Genomic DNA, 16684 nt, shown 5'->3' on the forward strand with positions numbered 1-16684 from the left:
CTCAGCCGTTCTCAACGTCGATACCGCGCTGGCGGGCGATGGTGATCGCCCGGGCCAGCTCGCGGCGCGTGCTGCGCAGCGTGGCGGTGTTCTCGAGCTCGCCGGTCGCCTGCTGGAAGCGCAGACCGAAGAGCTCCTTCCGGAAGGTGGCGATCTGGTCGACGATCTTCTGATCGTCGAGGTCACGCAGCTCCTGCGTACGCATCAGTCGTCCTCCGCCGTGACGAACTTGGTCCGCACGGGCAGCTTGTGCGCCGCCAGGCGGATGGCCTCACGGGCCAGATCCTCCGGCACGCCGGAGATCTCGAACATGACCCGGCCCGGCTTGACGACCGCGACCCAGCCCTCGGGCGAGCCCTTGCCGGAACCCATGCGGGTCTCGGCCGGCTTCTTCGTGACGGACTTGTCCGGGAAGATGTTGATCCAGACCTTGCCGCCACGCTTCATCTTGCGGTTCATGGCGATACGGGCCGCCTCGATCTGGCGGTTGGTGATCCAACCGGCCTCGAGGGTCTTCAGCCCGTACTCACCGAACTGCACGGAGTTCTGGCCACGCGACAGGCCGCGCTTGCGGCCACGGTGGACCTTGCGGTGCTTGGTGCGCTTCGGGGACAGCATCAGCGGCCTCCCTGCGGGCCACGCCCGCGCCCACCGGCGCCGCCCGGACCACCCGGGCCGCCCGGACGGCCACCACGGCCACCCGGAGCGCCGCCGCCGCGACCGCCGCGGTCGCCGCCGCCGAAGCCGCCGCGTCCGCCGCCGTCACGACCGCCACGTCCGCCGCCGCGACCGCGGTCCTGCGTCGAGGGGCCGTCGATGTCGGTGAGGTCGGAGCCGCCGTAGCCCTCCGGCATGATCTCGCCCTTGTTGACCCAGACCTTCACGCCGATGCGGCCGAACGTCGTCTTGGCCTCGTAGAAGCCGTAGTCGATGTCCGCACGCATGGTGTGCAGCGGCACACGGCCGTCCTGGTAGGACTCCGTGTTGCTCATCTCGCGACCGCCGAGGCGGCCGGAGACCTGGATCTTGCAGCCCTTGGCGCCCGAGCGCATGGCGCTCGTGAGGGCGCGCTTCATCGCGCGGCGGAACGCCACGCGGTTCTGCAGCTGCTCCGCGACGGACTGCGCGACGAGCTTGGCGTCGAGCTCCGGCCGGCGGACCTCGAGGATGTTGACCTTCACCTGCTTCTTGGTGATGCGGTGCAGATCCTTCCGCAGCGCATCGACCTCGACGCCGGACTTGCCGATGACGACGCCGGGACGAGCCGTCCGGATGGACACCTCGACCTCGTTCTTGTTCTTCTTGATCGCGATGTCGGAGAGGCCGGCGTGCGCCAGCTTGCCCTCGATGTGATCACGGATCTGCCGGTCCTCGTGGAGGAAATCGGCGGTGTTGTGCGCGCTGAACCAGTGGGACTTCCAGTCGTGGATGTACCCCACGCGCATCGACTCGGGATGGACCTTCTGTCCCATCAGCCTTGCTCCTTCGGCGTGAGCGACACGGTCAGGTGACTGGTGCGCTTGTTGATCCGGTACGCCCGGCCCTGCGCCCGCGGCTGGAACCGCTTGAGCGTCGGGCCGTCATCGGCGGTGATGCTCTTGATCACGAGGTCGTCACCGACGAGCTCGTGGTTGTTCTCCGCGTTCGCGATCGCGGACTCGAGCACCTTGCTCCAGTCCTGCGCGGCGGAGCGCGTGCTGTGCTGCAGGATCGCGCGGGCCGTGTTGACGTCCTTGCCGCGGACCAGGTCGGCGATCAGACGCGCCTTGCGGGGCGTCGTGCGCACGTACTTGGCGACCGCGCGGACGACCGGAGCCTCGCCGACGGGCTGGCTGCGCCGCGCCCGGCGGGCGTCGGCGCGAGCGCCGCCGCGGACCTGGGTGACGGGAGTCCCGCCCACCCCGTGGCTGTGCTCGTGGTCGTGATCGTCGTGGCTGTGGCCGTGGTCCTCGGACGCGTCGTCCTCGGCCTCGTCGGCATCGACGTCCGCAGCCTCCGCCGTCACGCTCTCCGGCGCGTCGGTGGCAGCTTCCTCAGCCTTCGGCGTCGTCTCCTCGACCTCGGGGGTCTCGGGCGTCACCTGGGCCTGCGGCTCGTCGTTGGTGTCGTTCTGGGGGGTCTCGTCAGCCATTGCTCATCGCCTCTTGGCGGTGTCGCCGTGACCGCGGTAGGTCCGCGTGGGCGCGAACTCGCCCAGCTTGTGACCGACCATCGACTCCGAGACGAAGACCGGAACGTGCTTCCGGCCGTCGTGCACGGCGATCGTGTGGCCGACGAACTCCGGGAAGATCGTCGAAGCCCGCGACCAGGTCTTGATCAGCTTCTTGTCGTTGGAGGCGTTCATGGTCTCGATGCGCGTCATCAGACGCTCCTCGACCCACGGCCCCTTCTTGCTCGAGCGACTCACGGCTACTTCCTCTTGCCCTTGCCACGTCGGCGCGCGCGCACGATGTAGCGGTCCGAGGGCTTGTTCTTCTTACGGGTGCGGTACCCCAGCGTGGGAACGCCCCACGGGGTGACCGGGTGACGGCCCGGGGTCGTGGAACCCTCGCCGCCGCCGTGCGGGTGGTCGACCGGGTTCATGGCCGTACCACGCGTCTGCGGGCGAACGCCCATGTGACGCTTGCGGCCGGCGTTGCCGATCTTGACGTTCTGGTGCTCGGCGTTGCCGACCGAGCCGATCGTCGCGCGGCAGGTCTCCATGACCAGGCGCATCTCGCCGGACGGCAGGCGCAGGGTCGCCATGCCCTGGTCCTTCGCCATCAGCTGGATGACCGAGCCGGCCGAGCGGCCGAGCTGGCCGCCCTTGTTCGGCTGGAGCTCCACGTTGTGGATGATCGTGCCGGCCGGGATGTCCTTCAGGGCGAGCGCGTTGCCCGTCTTGATGTCCGAACCCGGGCCGGACTGCACCAGCGTGCCGACCTCCAGGCCACGCGGGGCCAGGATGTAGGCCTTCACGCCGTCCAGGTAGTGGAGCAGCGCGATGTACGCCGTGCGGTTGGGGTCGTACTCGATCGACGCGACGCGGGCGGGGACGCCGTCCTTCGTGCGCTTGAAGTCGATCTTGCGGTACAGGCGCTTGGCGCCGCCGCCGCGGTGGCGGGACGTCTTGCGACCGTTGTTGTTGCGACCGCCGGACTTCGTCAGACCCTCCACGAGCGAGCGCTCGGGGGTGGTCTTCGTGATCTCGGCGAAGTCCGCGTACGTCGCGAACCGCTGGCCCGGGGTGGTGGGCTTGGGCTTCCGAATGGCCATGCGTTACTCCTCGATCCCCTGGAGGGACGCGAAGATCGGGATCTCCTGTCCCTCGCCGACCTGCACGATGGCCTTCTTCCACGAGCGCGTCCGGCCGGCGGTGGAACCGCGGCGCTTCGGCTTGCTCTTGACGGAGGAGGTCTTCACGGCGAGGACGTCGACGGAGAAGAGCTCCTCGACAGCGGCGCGGATCTGCGTCTTGTGGGCGTCCGGGTGGACGCGGAACGTGTACTTGCCGACGGTGGCGAGCACGTAGCTCTTCTCACTGACGACGGGACGGATGATGACCTGGGTCGCGTCCATGTCAGGCCTCCGTGGCGGTGGTGGTGTTGGCCGTGCTGCCGTCGCCCGTGGCGCGGGCCACGAGCTCGACGACGGCGGCCTCGGTCAGCAGCAGGCGACGAGCGCCCACGACGTCGGCGACGCCGATGCCGTCGGCCGGCAGGACGTTGACCTTCGGGATGTTGCGGAAGGACAGCGCGACCTGCTCCTCGCCGGCGGCGAGGACGAGCAGCGTGGTGCCCTTCTTGCCGGTGTCGGCGTCCCAGCCGGCCAGGGTCGCGACCGCGCCCTTGGTCGACGGCACGTCGTAGCCGGTGACGTTCAGGCCCGCGATCGAACCGCGCAGCGCCTGCAGCGACAGCGCGCTGCGGAGCGCGGCGCGCTTCTCCTTGCGGTTGACCTTGAACGTGAAGTGGCGCGGCTGGGGTCCGAAGACCGTGCCGCCGCCCGTCCAGATCGGGGACCGCGAGGAACCGGCACGGGCGCGGCCCGTGCCCTTCTGGCGCCACGGCTTGGCGCCGCCGCCGGAGACCAGGCCACGCGTCTTGGTGGACGACGTGCCCTGGCGACGGGCGTTCAGCTCGTGCCGGACGTTCTGGTGGACGAGCGGGCCGTTGAACTCGACGCCGAACACGGCGTCGTCGAGCTGCAGCGTGCCGCCGCCCAGGATCGGTGCATCAGCCATCGGTCCGAACCTCCACGAGGCCGTTCTTCGCGCCCGGGACGGAGCCGCGGACGATCAGCAGGTTGTCGTCGGAATCGACGCGCACGACCGTCAGGCCGCGCTGCGTCACGCGCTCCGAGCCCATGTGGCCGGGACCGCGGATGCCCTTGAACACGCGGGCGGGCCATGCGGCCGCGCCGATCGAGCCCGGGGCGCGGGTGTTGTGCGAGCCGTGGGTCACGGGACCACGGGCGAAGCCGTGGCGCTTGACCGTTCCCTGGAAGCCCTTGCCCTTCGACGTGCCGGCGACGCGGATCTTCTGACCCGGCTCGAACGACTCGACGGTGACCGACTGGCCGACCTCGACGTCGATGTCGACGTCGCGGAACTCGACCAGGTGCCGGTGCGGACCGACGCCGGCCTTCTTCAGGTGCCCGAGCTCGGGCTTCGTGAGGTGCTTCTCCTTCGTGGCACCGAAGGCGAGCTGCACGGCGTCGTAGCCGTCGCGCTCGGCCGTCCGGCGACCCGTGACGGGGCACGGGCCGGCCTCGAGCACGGTGACGCGCTCGACGGTGCCGTCCTCGAGGAACAGCTGGGTCATGCCCAGCTTCTTGGCGAGAATCGCGGCCATCTGGGTCACCCCGCCAGTCGGATCTCGATGTCGACGCCCGCGGGGAGGTGATCGAGACGCTGGAGCGAATCGACCGTCTTCGGGGTCGGCTGGTGGATGTCGATCAGGCGCTTGTGCGTACGGATCTCGAAGTGCTCACGCGAATCCTTGTCCTTGAACGGGGACCGGATCACGCAGTAGACGTTCTTCTCCGTCGGAAGCGGCACGGGACCGGAGACGCTGGCGCCAGTGCGCTGAGCGGTCTCGACGATCTCCTTGGCGGCCGACTCGATGGCCGACGTGTCGTAGGCCTTGAGGCGGATGCGGATCTTGTTTTGTGTGGCGGCTGCCATCGGGGCTCTCTGCTGTCCGTTCCGTCTGATGACTGGAGGAAGATCTGGGCTGGGTACTTACGGGGCTACGGAGCCCCTCCGCCCGCGTGCGGGAGGCGCACTACGGCCGGCCCAGCGGGGTGGCACCACCCCCGCGGACCAGGTGTCCGCGGGAGGGGCCTTGAGGATGGGGCGGCATGGACCGCCCCACCTTCGGGGTGCTGCTCGTACTAGGCGATGACCTCGGCCACGACGCCCGAACCGACCGTGCGGCCACCCTCGCGGATGGCGAAGCGCAGGCCCTGGTCCATGGCGATCGGCTGGATCAGCTCGATCTCCATCTGCACGTTGTCGCCCGGCATGACCATCTCCGTGCCCTCGGGCAGGTTGGCCACGCCCGTCACGTCCGTCGTGCGGAAGTAGAACTGCGGCCGGTAGCCGGAGAAGAACGGCGTGTGACGGCCACCCTCCTCCTTCTTGAGGATGTAGACCTCGGCCTTGAACTTCGTGTGCGGCGTGATCGAGCCCGGCTTGCACAGGACCTGACCGCGCTCGATGTCCTCGCGCTTCGTACCGCGGAGGAGCAGACCGGCGTTGTCGCCGGCCTCGCCGCGGTCGAGCTGCTTCTTGAACATCTCGACGCCCGTGACGACCGTCTTGGTCGGCTCGCGGATGCCGACGATCTCGACCTCGTCACCGATGGTGACGATGCCCTGCTCGATACGACCCGTGGCGACCGTGCCGCGACCCGTGATCGAGAAGACGTCCTCGACGGGCATCAGGAACGGCTTGTCCAGGACGCGGACCGGCTCCGGGATGTAGGTGTCGAGCTGCTCGGCGAGATCGAGGATCTTCTGCTCGTACTCGGCGTCGCCCTCGAGCGCCTTCAGCGCCGAGCCCGTGACGAACGGGATGTCGTCGCCCGGGAAGTCGTACTCGTTGAGCAGGTCGCGGACCTCGACCTCGACGAGCTCGAGGAGCTCCTCGTCGTCGACCATGTCGGCCTTGTTCAGGAACACGACGATGTACGGCACGCCGACCTGCTTGGCGAGCAGGATGTGCTCACGCGTCTGCGGCATGGGGCCGTCGGCGGCGGACACGACCAGAATCGCGCCGTCCATCTGGGCGGCGCCCGTGATCATGTTCTTCACGTAGTCGGCGTGCCCGGGGCAGTCGACGTGTGCGTAGTGGCGGTTCGCCGTCTCGTACTCGACGTGCGACGTGGAGATCGTGATGCCACGCTCCTTCTCCTCCGGAGCGTTGTCGATCTCCGCGAACGAACGCGCCGCGCCGCCGCCGGCCTTCGCCAGCACCGTCGTGATCGCCGCCGTCAGCGTCGTCTTGCCATGGTCGATGTGACCGATGGTGCCCACGTTGACGTGGGGCTTACCGCGCTCGAACTTCTCCTTCGCCACTGGGCGCTCCTAAGTCTTGTTCTTCGATGGGGTCGGTGCCGACGTTCGCCGGCTCCGGCTCTGGGCGAACCCGTGAAGGATAGCCAGAGCCGGGGTGTTCATGCGGTGCGGTGGGGCTACTTGCCCGTCCGCGTCGCGACGATCTCTTCGGCGACGTGCGAGGGCACCTCGTCGTAGCGCTCGAACTGCATCGTGTACGTCGCACGGCCCTGGGTGGCCGAGCGGAGGTCCGTCGAGTACCCGAACATCTCGCTCAGCGGGCAGTACGCGGTGACGATCTGCGCGTTGCCGCGCGGCTCCATGCCCTCGATCCGCCCACGCCGGCGGTTGAGGTCGCCGATGACGTCGCCCATGAACTCCTCGGGCGTGACGACCTCGATCTTGAAGATCGGCTCGAGGAGGATCGGCTTGGCCCGGCGGGACGCCTCGTTGAACGCCATGTTCGCGGCGATCTTGAAGGCGACCTCCGAGGAGTCGACCTCGTGGTACTTGCCGTCGGTGACCGTGACCTTCACGTCGACCATGGGGTAGCCGGCCTTCGGCCCGCTGTCCATGCCCTCGCGCAGGCCCTTCTCGACCGCGTTGTGGTAGTCGACCGGGATCGAGCCGCCCTTGATCTTGTTCTCGAAGACGAAGCCCTCGCCGGGCGCCGGCTCCATCGAGATCACGACGACGCCGAACTGGCCGGAACCACCGGTCTGGCGGACGAACTTGCCCTCGACCTTGTCGACCTGGGCCTTGACGGTCTCGCGGTAGGACACCTGCGGGGTGCCGACGTTGGCCTCGACGTTGAACTCGCGCCGCATGCGGTCGACGAGGATCTCGAGGTGGAGCTCGCCCATGCCGGAGATCTCGGTCTGGCCGGTCTCCTCGTTGGTCTCGACCTGGAAGGTCGGGTCCTCCTCGGCCAGGCGCTGCAGGGCGACGCCCATCTTCTCCTGGTCGGCCTTGGTCTTCGGCTCGACGGCCACCTTGATGACCGGCTCCGGGAAGTCCATCGCCTCGAGGACGATCGCGTGGTTCGGATCGCAGATCGTGTCGCCGGTGTAGACCTGCTTGATGCCGACGGCGGCCGCGATGTCACCGGAGTACACGCGGTCCACGTCCTCGCGGTCGTTCGCGTGCATCATCAGGATGCGGCCGATGCGGTCGGTCTTGCCGGTGTTCGTGTTGAGCACCTTCGAGCCGGCCTCGAGCTGCCCCGAGTAGACGCGGAAGAAGACGAGCTTGCCGACGTACGGGTCGGTCGCGATCTTGAACGCGAGCGCGGCGAACGGGGCGGAGTCGTCGGACGGACGCTCCTCCTCGTGCTCCTCGCCGTCCTTCGCGGTGACGATGCCCTTGATGGCGGGCACGTCGAGCGGCGACGGGAGGTAGTCGACGACGGCGTCGAGCAGGGGCTGGACGCCCTTGTTCTTGAAGGACGAGCCGCAGAGGACCGGGTTGATCGACAGCGCGAGGGTCGCGGCGCGGATCGCGGACTTCAGCCGCGGGACCGGGACCTCCTCGCCCTCGAGGACGAGCTCCATGAGCTCCTCGTCGAAGTCGGCGACGGCGTCCAGCAGGCGCTCGCGGGCGGCCGCGGAGACGTCGGCGTACTCGGCGGGGATCTCGACGACGTCGATGTCCTTGCCGATGTCGTCCTTGTAGAACGTCGCCTTCATCTCGACCAGGTCGATGATGCCCGCGAAGTCGCCCTCGGCACCGATCGGCAGCTGGATCGGCACGGCGTTGGCGCCGAGCCGGTCGATCATCGTCCGGACGGACATGTCGTAGTCCGCGCCCGTGCGGTCCATCTTGTTGACGTAGGCGATGCGGGGCACGCCGTAGTCGTTGGCCTGGCGCCAGACGGTCTCGGACTGGGGCTCGACGCCGGCGACGGAGTCGAAGACGGCGACGGAGCCGTCGAGCACGCGGAGGGACCGCTGGACCTCGACCGTGAAGTCGACGTGGCCCGGCGTGTCGATGATGTTGATCCGGTGCTGGTCCCACTCGGCGGTGGTGGCGGCGGAGGTGATCGTGATGCCACGCTCCTGCTCCTGCTCCATCCAGTCCATCGTGGCGGAGCCGTCGTGGACCTCGCCGATCTTGTACGTGCGACCGGTGTAGAAGAGGATGCGCTCGGTCGTCGTCGTCTTACCGGCGTCGACGTGCGCCATGATCCCGATGTTCCGGGTCTTCTCTAGGGAGTACTTACGCGACATGAAAGAGCTTCCGAGGTACGCAGACGACTTGGGGAGGCAAGGACCGGGGTCTCCGCGCTGAAGGCACGTGGCGGGGGGACCGGGGTCCCACAGCCGACCTGCCTGCGGAGGAACTACTCAGCCCGAACGGTGCCGGACTGGGGGTGCTGCCGATCGCCAGCGCTCGACGCGCGGGCTCCAGACGGGCAGCGACGGAGGACTATAGCAGCGTCCCCCGAGGAACGGAACCCGCCTGCGGAGCATCTCCGAGACCGGCGTTCGGCCCGTGTGGAACGGGGCTTTCGCCCACCGCCGGCGACGGCCCCGGACGTCGACCGGCGACCGGCGTGGAACGACGAAGGGCGCCTCGCGGCGCCCTTCAAGTTCTTCGACCTACATCCTGGGGTTGGATGCCAGGTGCACGTAGGCCAAGCAGGTCGTCTCGCGTGATGCGAGAGCTGTGCGCCAGCACTGCCGAGCCTCTCGCGGGGCGAGATGCGCCGGCATACGTGCGCCTGGCGCCGACCCCCTACCAGCGGTAGTGGGCGAAGGCCTTGTTGGCCTGCGCCATGCGGAAGATGTCGTCCTTCTTCTTGTAGGCGCCGCCCTGCTGCTTCTGCGCCTCGATGAGCTCGTTCGCCAGGCGCGAGGCCATGGAACGCTCACGGCGGGAGCGGGACGCCTCGACGAGCCAGCGGATGGCCAGCGTGCGGGAGCGGCGGGCGGGAACCTCGACCGGCACCTGGTACGTGGCGCCACCGACGCGGCGGGAGCGGACCTCGAGCTGCGGGGTGAGGGCCTTGATGGACTCCTCGAGCTGCTCGACGGGGTCGCCGCCGGTCTTCTCGGCGAGGATCGCGAGGGCGTCGTAGACGATCCCCTCAGCGGTCGACTTCTTGCCGTCGAGCATGACCTTGTTGACGACCTGGTGGACCAGCCGCGAGCGATGGACGGCGTCCGGCTCGAGCGTGCGGGTCACAGCACTGGAACGACGTGCCATGGGCTACTTCTTCCCCTTCTTGACGCCGTACCGCGAGCGAGACTGCTTGCGGTCGGAGACGCCGGCGGCGTCGTGCGAACCGCGCACGACCTTGTACCGCACGCCCGGGAGATCCTTCACGCGGCCACCACGGACCAGCACGACGGAGTGCTCCTGCAGGTTGTGACCCTCACCCGGGATGTAGGCCGTGACCTCGATGCCCGAGGAGATACGGACACGGGCGACCTTGCGGAGCGCCGAGTTCGGCTTCTTCGGGGTCGTCGTGTAGACGCGAGTGCAGACGCCGCGGCGCTGGGGCGCGGCGACCTTCTTCTTGCGCCCCGGACCGGACTTGAGGCCGGGAGTGGAGAGCTTCTTCGCCTTGGGCTTGCGCCCCTTGCGTACGAGCTGGCTGGTCGTGGGCATGCGACGGGGGAATATAGCAACGCCCCGTGGGAAACGGATCCCGCCCCGTGCGCGGGTCGGCCGGACCGCACCGGGGCGGCCCGGGCCCGGGCCCTTCCGCGCGTGCATGGACACCGTACCCGGAGCACCGCGGACGCGCTATAGGCTGGCGCCATGCTGGCTCACGACCGTCACGGCGACGGGCCCCCGCTCGTCCTCGTGCACTTCCTCGGCGGGCACCGCCACGTCTGGCAGCCCCTCCTCCCCCACCTCACCGGCCGGACCGTCGTGACGATCGACCTCCCGGGGTTCGGCGACAGCCGGCCGCTGGCGGGCTCCCCGACGCTCTCGCGGCTCACCGACGCGGTCGCCGGGACGATCGCGGAGCTGGGCCTGGACCGCCCGGCCGTGGCAGGGATCTCCCTCGGGGGCGGCGTGGCGGTCGAGCTCGCCCGGGCGGGCATCGTCTCCTCGGCCGTCGCGATCTCCCCCATCGGCTTCGCGACCCTCCCGGAGATGGCCTTCGCCAAGGCGAGCCTGCGGGCGACCCACGCGGCCAGCCGGGCCATCGCCGGTCAGGTCGACCGGCTCGCGCCCCAGGCGGCGATCCGTGCCGCCCTCGGCGCCCAGATGTTCGCCAAGCCGTGGGCGGTCCCGGCGGAGGAGGCAGCGGGCCTCGTCCGCAGCATGGCCCACAGCCCCGGGACGCTGCCCGTGCTGCGTGCCGCGATGGGGCAGGAGCTCTCGGCCGGGGGCACGCTCGCGCCCGTGACGGTCGCCTGGGGGCAGCGCGACGCGCTCCTGCTGCCGCGCCAGGGCCGCCGCGCCGTCGAGCGCCTGTCCTTCGCGCAGCTCGTCCCGCTCGCGGGCTGCGGCCACGTGCCGCTCTGGGACGACCCGGAGCGGGTCGCGCAGACGATCCTCGAGGGCACGGCGCGGCACTGACCGGCGGTTCCTCCCCGCATTGGACGGACCGGCGGGGCGCATCCGGCCGTCGCGCCGAGCGCGCGACGGCCCGCGGCGGGTGGGGCGTGCCCGCGGCGTCCGCTAGACGGCGGCTCCGACGGCGCCGCCACCCGGGCCGCCGCCGGTGGCCCGCGGGGCGGGGAGCAGCGCCGCGGCCAGGATGACCATCACGAAGGCGACCGACTGCACGACGATGCCGAGGGTGTCGGTGGCGATCGGATCGCCGAAGACGACGAAGCCGCCCAGGATGCCGACGACGTTGGCGCCGGTGGCCGTGATCGCGATGACCTCGACGGCGCCGCCCTGCTGCAGCGAGCGCGCGGAGATGTAGTACGCGAGGATCGACGCGCTGAGCGCGACGAAGATCCAGGGCGTGATGATGCTGCCGCCGGCGCCGAGGACGCCGGTGGTGGCCTTCACGGCGACGTTGCAGACGCCGAAGAGGACGCCGGCGGCCGCGCCCATCAGCGGGCCGCGGAGGTGCGCGCCCCGCTCGTGCTGGCCGCCCAGGATCATCAGGACGCCGAGCGTGAGCAGGACGCCCTCGAAGAGCGCGAGCCCGAGCACGCGGAAGTTGCTGTTGGCGGAGTCCACCCCGGGCATGGCGACGACGAGCATCGCCAGGCCGAGGCCGGTGAGGATCAGCCCGGCCCACTGGCGCTTGCCGACCGTCATCCCGAAGACGCGGTCGGCGAGGACCGCCACGAGGACGATGCCGCCGGCCAGGACGACCTGGACCACCGACATCGGCGCGACGGCGATCGCCGCCGTGTGGAACGCCCAGCCGACGGCGCCCACGAGCATGCCGGCGGCGAACCACCGGGACTTCCAGAGCGCGAGGCCCGTGCGGATGGGATGCCGGGCGTCGACCGCGGGAGCCTCGTTCGCACCGCGGTGCTTGTAGAGGAAGCCCAGGTTCGCGGCGAGGGCGCTGAGGAGGGCGAGGACGATTCCGAGTTGGAGCATCGAGGAAGAACGGGTGACGCGGTGTGCCGGAGCCCGGACGGGCCCCCGCTCACCTCATCGGCGGGTTCGTCGCCCAACCGTAGCGACCCCACCTAAGGATGCGACCCGGTTCGTCTGAGATGCGGCCGTGTCGGTTCGCCCTCGTGGCAGATACGCCGTCTGCTGTGACGATCCTCCACTTCCGTGCACGGGTCGCTGCGGCCCCGCCGATCGATCACCCGTCGAGTCCGGACGCTCCCGGCCCGGAACGACCGACGCCCCGGTCGGGGACCGGGGCGTCGTGTTCGGGGACCTCGCGGCCCCCGGAGGGCGGCGCGCCGGAGCGCGCCGTCGCTCAGAGGCGGTCGTCGGGGCCCGGGGCCGGGACGTCGAGCTCGATGAGCTCGTCGGCCAGGTCGCCCTGGCTGCCGCCGAGCTGCTCGAGGTCCCGCAGGTCCTGCGAGAGGTCGTCGCCGTACGGCTGGCCGCCGTCGAGACCCATGTCGCCCAGGAGCTCGTCGCCGTCCAGCAGGGCGACGTCGCCGCCGTGCGGGAGCGGGTCCGTCGGCTCGATCTCGATCCGGCGGTAGTGCCGCAGGCCGGTCGCCGCCGGGATCAGCTTGCCGATGATGACGTTCTCCTTCAGGCCGAGCAGGTCGTCCCGCTTGCCCTCCAGCGCCGCATCGGTGAGCACCTTGGTGGTCTCCTGGAAGGAGGCCGCCGACAGGAACGAGTCGGTGTTCAAGGACGCCTTGGTGATGCCGAGGATGACCTCCTCGTACGTCGCCTTCTCGCCGCCGTCCGCCGCGATCTGCTCGTTGACGCGGAAGAACTCGTTCCGGTCGACGAACTGGCCCGGGAGGAAGTCCGAGTCGCCCTTCTGCTCGACGCGCACGCGCTTGAGCATCTGACGGGCGATCAGCTCGATGTGCTTGTCGTTGATGTCCACGCCCTGCGACTTGTAGACCGACTGCACCTCCTTGACCAGGTACTGCTCGGTCGCGGTGCGGCCCTGCAGCTCGAGGAGCTCGTGCGGGTACAGGGAGCCCTCGTTGAGCTGCTCGCCGGCCTTGACCTTCTGCCCGTCCTCGACGAAGAGGCGGGTGCGGCGCGGGAACGTGTAGCGGTGCTCGTCGCCCGCCGCGTCGGTGATGACGATGGTCAGGGCCTTGTCGGTGGCCTCGACCGCGATCACGCCGTCGTGCTCGGCGATCTTCGCCAGGCCCTTGGGCTTGCGGGCCTCGAACAGCTCGACGACACGCGGCAGACCGTGCGTGATGTCGGCACCTGCCACACCACCGGTGTGGAAGGTACGCATGGTGAGCTGCGTCCCGGGCTCGCCGATCGACTGCGCCGCGACGATGCCGACCGCGTCACCGATCTCCGCCAGCTGGCCGGAGGCCATCGAGCGGCCGTAGCACGCCTGGCAGATGCCGGTGAGGGCCTCGCACTTGTGCACGGACCGGACGGCGACCGTCGGGCGCTCCTCCGGGCCGGCCATCTCCGTGATCCGCAGGACGCGGACGTTGTCGATCTCCTCGCCCTTCGGAATCAGGACGTCGCCGCCGATGAGCACGTCGGCCGCGGTGACGCGCCCGGCGAGGTTCGGGTTGAGCTCCTGGACCTCGTTGTAGACCGGCATGTCGATCCAGCCCTCGGTGCCGCAGTCGTGCTCACGGATGATCACGTCCTGCGACACGTCGACCAGGCGACGCGTCAGGTACCCGGAGTCCGCGGTACGCAGGGCGGTGTCGGCCAGACCCTTGCGCGCGCCGTGGGTGGAGATGAAGTACTCGAGGACGTCGAGGCCCTCCATGAAGTTGGCCTTGATCGGCCGCTCGATGATCTCGCCCTTCGGGTTCGACATCAGGCCACGCATGCCGGCCAGCTGGCGGATCTGCTTGAGCGACCCACGCGCACCGGAGTTGGCCATCATGTAGATGGGGTTCCGGGGCGGGAAGTTCTTCTCCATGGCGTTGGCGACTTCCTCCGTCGCCTCGTTCCACTTGTTCACGATGAGCTCGTGACGCTCGTACTCCGTGATGAGGCCGTCCTCGTACTGCTCCTCGATCCCGGCGACGATGTCCTCGTACTTCTTGATGATCTTGCCCTTGTTGGGCGGGATCACCACGTCGTTCTTGGAGATCGTCACGCCGGCGCGGGTCGCGAACTCGAAGCCCAGGTCCTTGAACGCGTCCAGGACGGTCGCGATCGTGGACGGGCCGTAGATCTGCACCAGCTGGTCGATGAAGCGGGAGGTGTCCTTCTTCCGCATCGACTGGTTGATGAAGACGTACGAGGCCGGGTCGTACTCGGCGCCCAGCGTCTCGATCAGCGCCCGCTCGATGCGGTCGTTGTAGATGACGCGGCCGAGCGTCGTGAGCACCGGCGCGCGGCCCTCGGCGCGGAACTCCACGAGGTCGTGGAGCTTCGCCCCGCCGTGCTGGTCGGCGAGGGTCGCCTCGTTGGCGGTCCGGAAGACGCGCGGCTTGCGCTCGTCCGCCGGCCACGTGCCGTCGTACAGCGCCTTGTGCTTCTCGGCCAGGACCTCGGGCTCGTCGCCCAGGGTCACGTAGTAGCCGCCGATGACCATGTCCTGCGACGGCGTCGCGAGCGGCTGCCCGTTGGACGGCGACAGGATGTTGTTGGACGACAGCATCAGCAGTCGCGCCTCGGCCTGGGCCTCGGCGGACAGCGGGACGTGCACGGCCATCTGGTCGCCGTCGAAGTCCGCGTTGAACGCGGCGCAGACCAGCGGGTGGACCCGGATGGCCTTGCCCTCGATCAGCACGGGCTCGAAGGCCTGGATGCCGAGGCGGTGGAGCGTCGGGGCGCGGTTGAGCAGCACCGGGTGCTCCTGGATGACCTGCTCCAGGACGTCCCAGACCTCCTCGCGCGACTCGTCGACGAGGCGCTTGGCGGCCTTGATGTTCTGCGCGTCCTTGCGCTCGACGAGCTGGGCCATGATGAACGGCTTGAACAGCTCGAGCGCCATCAGCTTCGGCAGACCGCACTGGTGCAGCCGCAGCGACGGACCCGACACGATGACCGACCGGCCCGAGTAGTCGACGCGCTTGCCGAGCAGGTTCTGGCGGAACCGGCCCTGCTTGCCCTTGAGCATGTCGGAGAGCGACTTCAGCGGACGGTTGCCGGGGCCCGTGACCGGGCGACCACGACGGCCGTTGTCGAAGAGCGCGTCGACGGACTCCTGAAGCATGCGCTTCTCGTTGTTCACGATGATCTCGGGCGCGCCGAGGTCGAGGAGCCGCTTGAGGCGGTTGTTGCGGTTGATGACGCGGCGGTACAGGTCGTTGAGGTCGGACGTCGCGAAACGGCCGCCGTCGAGCTGGACCATCGGGCGCAGGTCCGGGGGGATGACCGGGACCGCGTCCAGGATCATCATCTCGGGCTTGTTGACCTGCGAGTAGTACGGCGGGTTCTCGGGGTCGTAGAACGCCGAGAGGACCTTCAGGCGCTTGACGGCGCGCTGCTGCTTCTGGCCCTTGCCGTTCTTGACGAGGTCCTCGAGGTCCTCGCGCTCGTGCTTCAGGCAGAAGCCGGGCTGGTCGCGGACGTCGAGGTCCACGCCGGCCAGGCGCTCGGGGTCGACGTCGCGGCGCGGGGCCTCGCGGTCGTACTCCGGCTTGATCAGCATGAGCTCGCGGATGTACTCGGCACCCATGCCGCCGCTGAAGTACTCGCCGTAGCCGTAGACCGAGCCGAAGCGCATCTTCAGCTCGCGGAAGAACGTCTCGTCCGCGATGACCGTCTGCGGGACGAGGTCGTCCTTCTCGATCGCCTTGTCCGTGAAGGCGGACAGCGGCCACTCCTCGCCCTCGCCCGGCGGGTCGTCGCTGGGCTCGAGCTTGTTCGCGAAGAGCTTCCAGACCTCACGCAGACGCGCGCGGGACTCCTCGTAGTGCGACCGGAGATCGTCGATCTCGGCCGTCAGCTGCTTCTTGTTGTCGGCGAGGAGCTTCTTGCGCTCGTCGTCGGTCAGCTTCTCGACGACGATGTCGAGCGACTCGGCCCACAGGAAGTCGTCGTCGGAGAAGCCCTCCTGCGACCCGTCCTGCAGGTACTGGGTGCGGACGACGAGGGAGTTCTCGAGGCCGGAGAGCTCGTCCTTCTCCATCGCGGAGCTCTGGTCGAGGTCGTCCTGGACCTGCTGCTCGAGCTCGGGGAGGTCGCGCCAGCGGGCCTCCTGGTCGACCGACGTGATGATCGACGCGGCGAAGTACAGGATCTTCTCGAGCTCCTTCGGAGCCATGTCGAGGAGATAGCCGATGCGGCTCGGGACGCCCTTGAAGAACCAGATGTGCGAGACCGGCGCGGCCAGGTCGATGTGACCCATGCGCTCGCGGCGGACCTTCGAGCGGGTGACCTCGACGCCGCACTTCTCGCAGATGATGCCCTTGTAGCGGACGCGCTTGTACTTGCCGCAGTAGCACTCCCAGTCCTTGGTCGGACCGAAGATGCGCTCGCAGAAGAGCCCGTCGCGCTCGGGGCGCAGGGTGCGGTAGTTGATGGTCTCCGGCTTCAGGACCTCTCCCGAGGACCAGGAGCGGATCTGCTTCGAGGAGGCAAGGCCGATCTCGATGGCGTCGAACGTGTTGATGTCGTGCACGGTGGGTGGGTTCCCTGATCG

17 protein-coding genes are annotated in these 16684 nt (G+C 69.2%); 1 reads left to right on the forward strand and 16 read right to left on the reverse strand.

Translation table 11 applies throughout. From position 1 onward, the window contains the following. Nucleotide 1: 1 nt before the first annotated feature. The 14 genes from rpmC to rpsL form a co-directional block, all read right to left on the reverse strand. The gene (rpmC, locus tag AB0L40_RS01355; RefSeq protein WP_364348010.1) at nucleotides 2–205 is read right to left on the reverse strand and encodes a 50S ribosomal protein L29; all 204 of its coding nucleotides are present in this window, start codon (nucleotides 203–205) and stop codon (nucleotides 2–4) included. Continuing rightward, nucleotides 205–618, reverse strand: a complete 414-nt coding sequence (rplP, locus tag AB0L40_RS01360; RefSeq protein WP_364348013.1) for a 50S ribosomal protein L16 — start codon at nucleotides 616–618, stop codon at nucleotides 205–207. The genes rpmC and rplP overlap by 1 nt, the downstream gene beginning before the upstream one ends. Then, on the reverse strand, nucleotides 618–1472 hold the full coding sequence (rpsC, locus tag AB0L40_RS01365) for a 30S ribosomal protein S3 (protein WP_364348016.1): 855 nt from the start codon (nucleotides 1470–1472) through the stop codon (nucleotides 618–620). The genes rplP and rpsC overlap by 1 nt, the downstream gene beginning before the upstream one ends. Beyond that, nucleotides 1472–1786 (reverse strand): 50S ribosomal protein L22, encoded by a 315-nt coding sequence (gene rplV / locus AB0L40_RS01370; protein ID WP_364348136.1) that lies wholly within the window; start codon nucleotides 1784–1786, stop codon nucleotides 1472–1474. The genes rpsC and rplV overlap by 1 nt, the downstream gene beginning before the upstream one ends. Before the next feature lie 348 nt (nucleotides 1787–2134). Next, nucleotides 2135–2407 carry a 30S ribosomal protein S19 gene (gene rpsS / locus AB0L40_RS01375; protein WP_304785789.1) on the reverse strand — a complete coding sequence of 91 codons (273 nt, stop codon included), beginning with the start codon at nucleotides 2405–2407 and terminating at the stop codon, nucleotides 2135–2137. 2 nt (nucleotides 2408–2409) lie between these two features. Continuing rightward, entirely contained in the window at nucleotides 2410–3255 is an 846-nt protein-coding gene (gene rplB, locus AB0L40_RS01380; RefSeq protein ID WP_364348020.1) for a 50S ribosomal protein L2, read from the reverse strand. A gap of 3 nt (nucleotides 3256–3258) precedes the next feature. Next, on the reverse strand, nucleotides 3259–3558 hold the full coding sequence (gene rplW, locus AB0L40_RS01385) for a 50S ribosomal protein L23 (protein WP_364348023.1): 300 nt from the start codon (nucleotides 3556–3558) through the stop codon (nucleotides 3259–3261). Nucleotide 3559: 1 nt separating this feature from the next. Beyond that, the gene (gene rplD / locus AB0L40_RS01390) at nucleotides 3560–4222 is read right to left on the reverse strand and encodes a 50S ribosomal protein L4 (RefSeq protein ID WP_364348026.1); all 663 of its coding nucleotides are present in this window, start codon (nucleotides 4220–4222) and stop codon (nucleotides 3560–3562) included. Continuing rightward, the gene (gene rplC, locus AB0L40_RS01395) at nucleotides 4215–4832 is read right to left on the reverse strand and encodes a 50S ribosomal protein L3 (RefSeq protein WP_364348029.1); all 618 of its coding nucleotides are present in this window, start codon (nucleotides 4830–4832) and stop codon (nucleotides 4215–4217) included. Before rplC ends, rplD begins: the two co-directional genes overlap by 8 nt. 5 nt (nucleotides 4833–4837) lie before the next feature. After that, nucleotides 4838–5164 (reverse strand): 30S ribosomal protein S10, encoded by a 327-nt coding sequence (rpsJ, locus tag AB0L40_RS01400; RefSeq protein WP_026912978.1) that lies wholly within the window; start codon nucleotides 5162–5164, stop codon nucleotides 4838–4840. Between the two features lie 209 nt (nucleotides 5165–5373). After that, complete coding sequence (tuf, locus tag AB0L40_RS01405; protein WP_364348032.1) at nucleotides 5374–6558, reverse strand: elongation factor Tu; 1185 nt, start codon at nucleotides 6556–6558, stop codon at nucleotides 5374–5376. Between the two features lie 116 nt (nucleotides 6559–6674). Beyond that, a complete protein-coding gene (fusA, locus tag AB0L40_RS01410) occupies nucleotides 6675–8762 on the reverse strand; it encodes an elongation factor G (protein ID WP_364348035.1) in 2088 nt (695 codons plus the stop codon). Between the two features lie 508 nt (nucleotides 8763–9270). Continuing rightward, nucleotides 9271–9741: a 30S ribosomal protein S7 gene (gene rpsG, locus AB0L40_RS01415; RefSeq protein ID WP_364348038.1), complete on the reverse strand. Its 471-nt coding sequence runs from the start codon at nucleotides 9739–9741 to the stop codon at nucleotides 9271–9273. Between the two features lie 3 nt (nucleotides 9742–9744). After that, nucleotides 9745–10146 (reverse strand): 30S ribosomal protein S12, encoded by a 402-nt coding sequence (gene rpsL / locus AB0L40_RS01420; protein WP_304788844.1) that lies wholly within the window; start codon nucleotides 10144–10146, stop codon nucleotides 9745–9747. A 153-nt stretch (nucleotides 10147–10299) separates the two neighbouring features. On the opposite strand from rpsL, the gene AB0L40_RS01425 reads away from it, so the two are divergent. Continuing rightward, nucleotides 10300–11070 carry an alpha/beta fold hydrolase gene (locus tag AB0L40_RS01425; RefSeq protein WP_364348042.1) on the forward strand — a complete coding sequence of 257 codons (771 nt, stop codon included), beginning with the start codon at nucleotides 10300–10302 and terminating at the stop codon, nucleotides 11068–11070. Nucleotides 11071–11172: 102 nt separating this feature from the next. Here AB0L40_RS01425 and AB0L40_RS01430 read toward each other — a convergent pair whose 3' ends face one another. Both AB0L40_RS01430 and rpoC read right to left on the reverse strand, forming a co-directional pair. Continuing rightward, entirely contained in the window at nucleotides 11173–12057 is an 885-nt protein-coding gene (locus tag AB0L40_RS01430) for a DMT family transporter (RefSeq protein ID WP_364348045.1), read from the reverse strand. 334 nt (nucleotides 12058–12391) lie between these two features. After that, the gene (gene rpoC / locus AB0L40_RS01435) at nucleotides 12392–16663 is read right to left on the reverse strand and encodes a DNA-directed RNA polymerase subunit beta' (protein ID WP_364348048.1); all 4272 of its coding nucleotides are present in this window, start codon (nucleotides 16661–16663) and stop codon (nucleotides 12392–12394) included. Nucleotides 16664–16684: the final 21 nt, after the last annotated feature.

This window comes from Patulibacter sp. NPDC049589 (assembly GCF_040675535.1).
Taxonomy (GTDB): Bacteria; Actinomycetota; Thermoleophilia; order Solirubrobacterales; family Solirubrobacteraceae; genus Patulibacter.

What these genes read in the sequence shown, in the direction of transcription:
- rpmC (WP_364348010.1), bottom strand. Translation starts at nt 205, where the DNA reads ATGCGTACGCAGGAGCTGCGTGACCTCGACGATCAGAAGATCGTCGAC.
- rplP (WP_364348013.1), bottom strand. Translation starts at nt 618, where the DNA reads ATGCTGTCCCCGAAGCGCACCAAGCACCGCAAGGTCCACCGTGGCCGC.
- rpsC (WP_364348016.1), bottom strand. Translation starts at nt 1,472, where the DNA reads ATGGGACAGAAGGTCCATCCCGAGTCGATGCGCGTGGGGTACATCCAC.
- rplB (WP_364348020.1), bottom strand. Translation starts at nt 3,255, where the DNA reads ATGGCCATTCGGAAGCCCAAGCCCACCACCCCGGGCCAGCGGTTCGCG.
- rplW (WP_364348023.1), bottom strand. Translation starts at nt 3,558, where the DNA reads ATGGACGCGACCCAGGTCATCATCCGTCCCGTCGTCAGTGAGAAGAGC.
- rplD (WP_364348026.1), bottom strand. Translation starts at nt 4,222, where the DNA reads ATGGCTGATGCACCGATCCTGGGCGGCGGCACGCTGCAGCTCGACGAC.
- rplC (WP_364348029.1), bottom strand. Translation starts at nt 4,832, where the DNA reads ATGGCCGCGATTCTCGCCAAGAAGCTGGGCATGACCCAGCTGTTCCTC.
- rpsJ (WP_026912978.1), bottom strand. Translation starts at nt 5,164, where the DNA reads ATGGCAGCCGCCACACAAAACAAGATCCGCATCCGCCTCAAGGCCTAC.
- fusA (WP_364348035.1), bottom strand. Translation starts at nt 8,762, where the DNA reads ATGTCGCGTAAGTACTCCCTAGAGAAGACCCGGAACATCGGGATCATG.
- rpsG (WP_364348038.1), bottom strand. Translation starts at nt 9,741, where the DNA reads ATGGCACGTCGTTCCAGTGCTGTGACCCGCACGCTCGAGCCGGACGCC.
- rpsL (WP_304788844.1), bottom strand. Translation starts at nt 10,146, where the DNA reads ATGCCCACGACCAGCCAGCTCGTACGCAAGGGGCGCAAGCCCAAGGCG.
- AB0L40_RS01425 (WP_364348042.1), top strand. Translation starts at nt 10,300, where the DNA reads ATGCTGGCTCACGACCGTCACGGCGACGGGCCCCCGCTCGTCCTCGTG.
- AB0L40_RS01430 (WP_364348045.1), bottom strand. Translation starts at nt 12,057, where the DNA reads ATGCTCCAACTCGGAATCGTCCTCGCCCTCCTCAGCGCCCTCGCCGCG.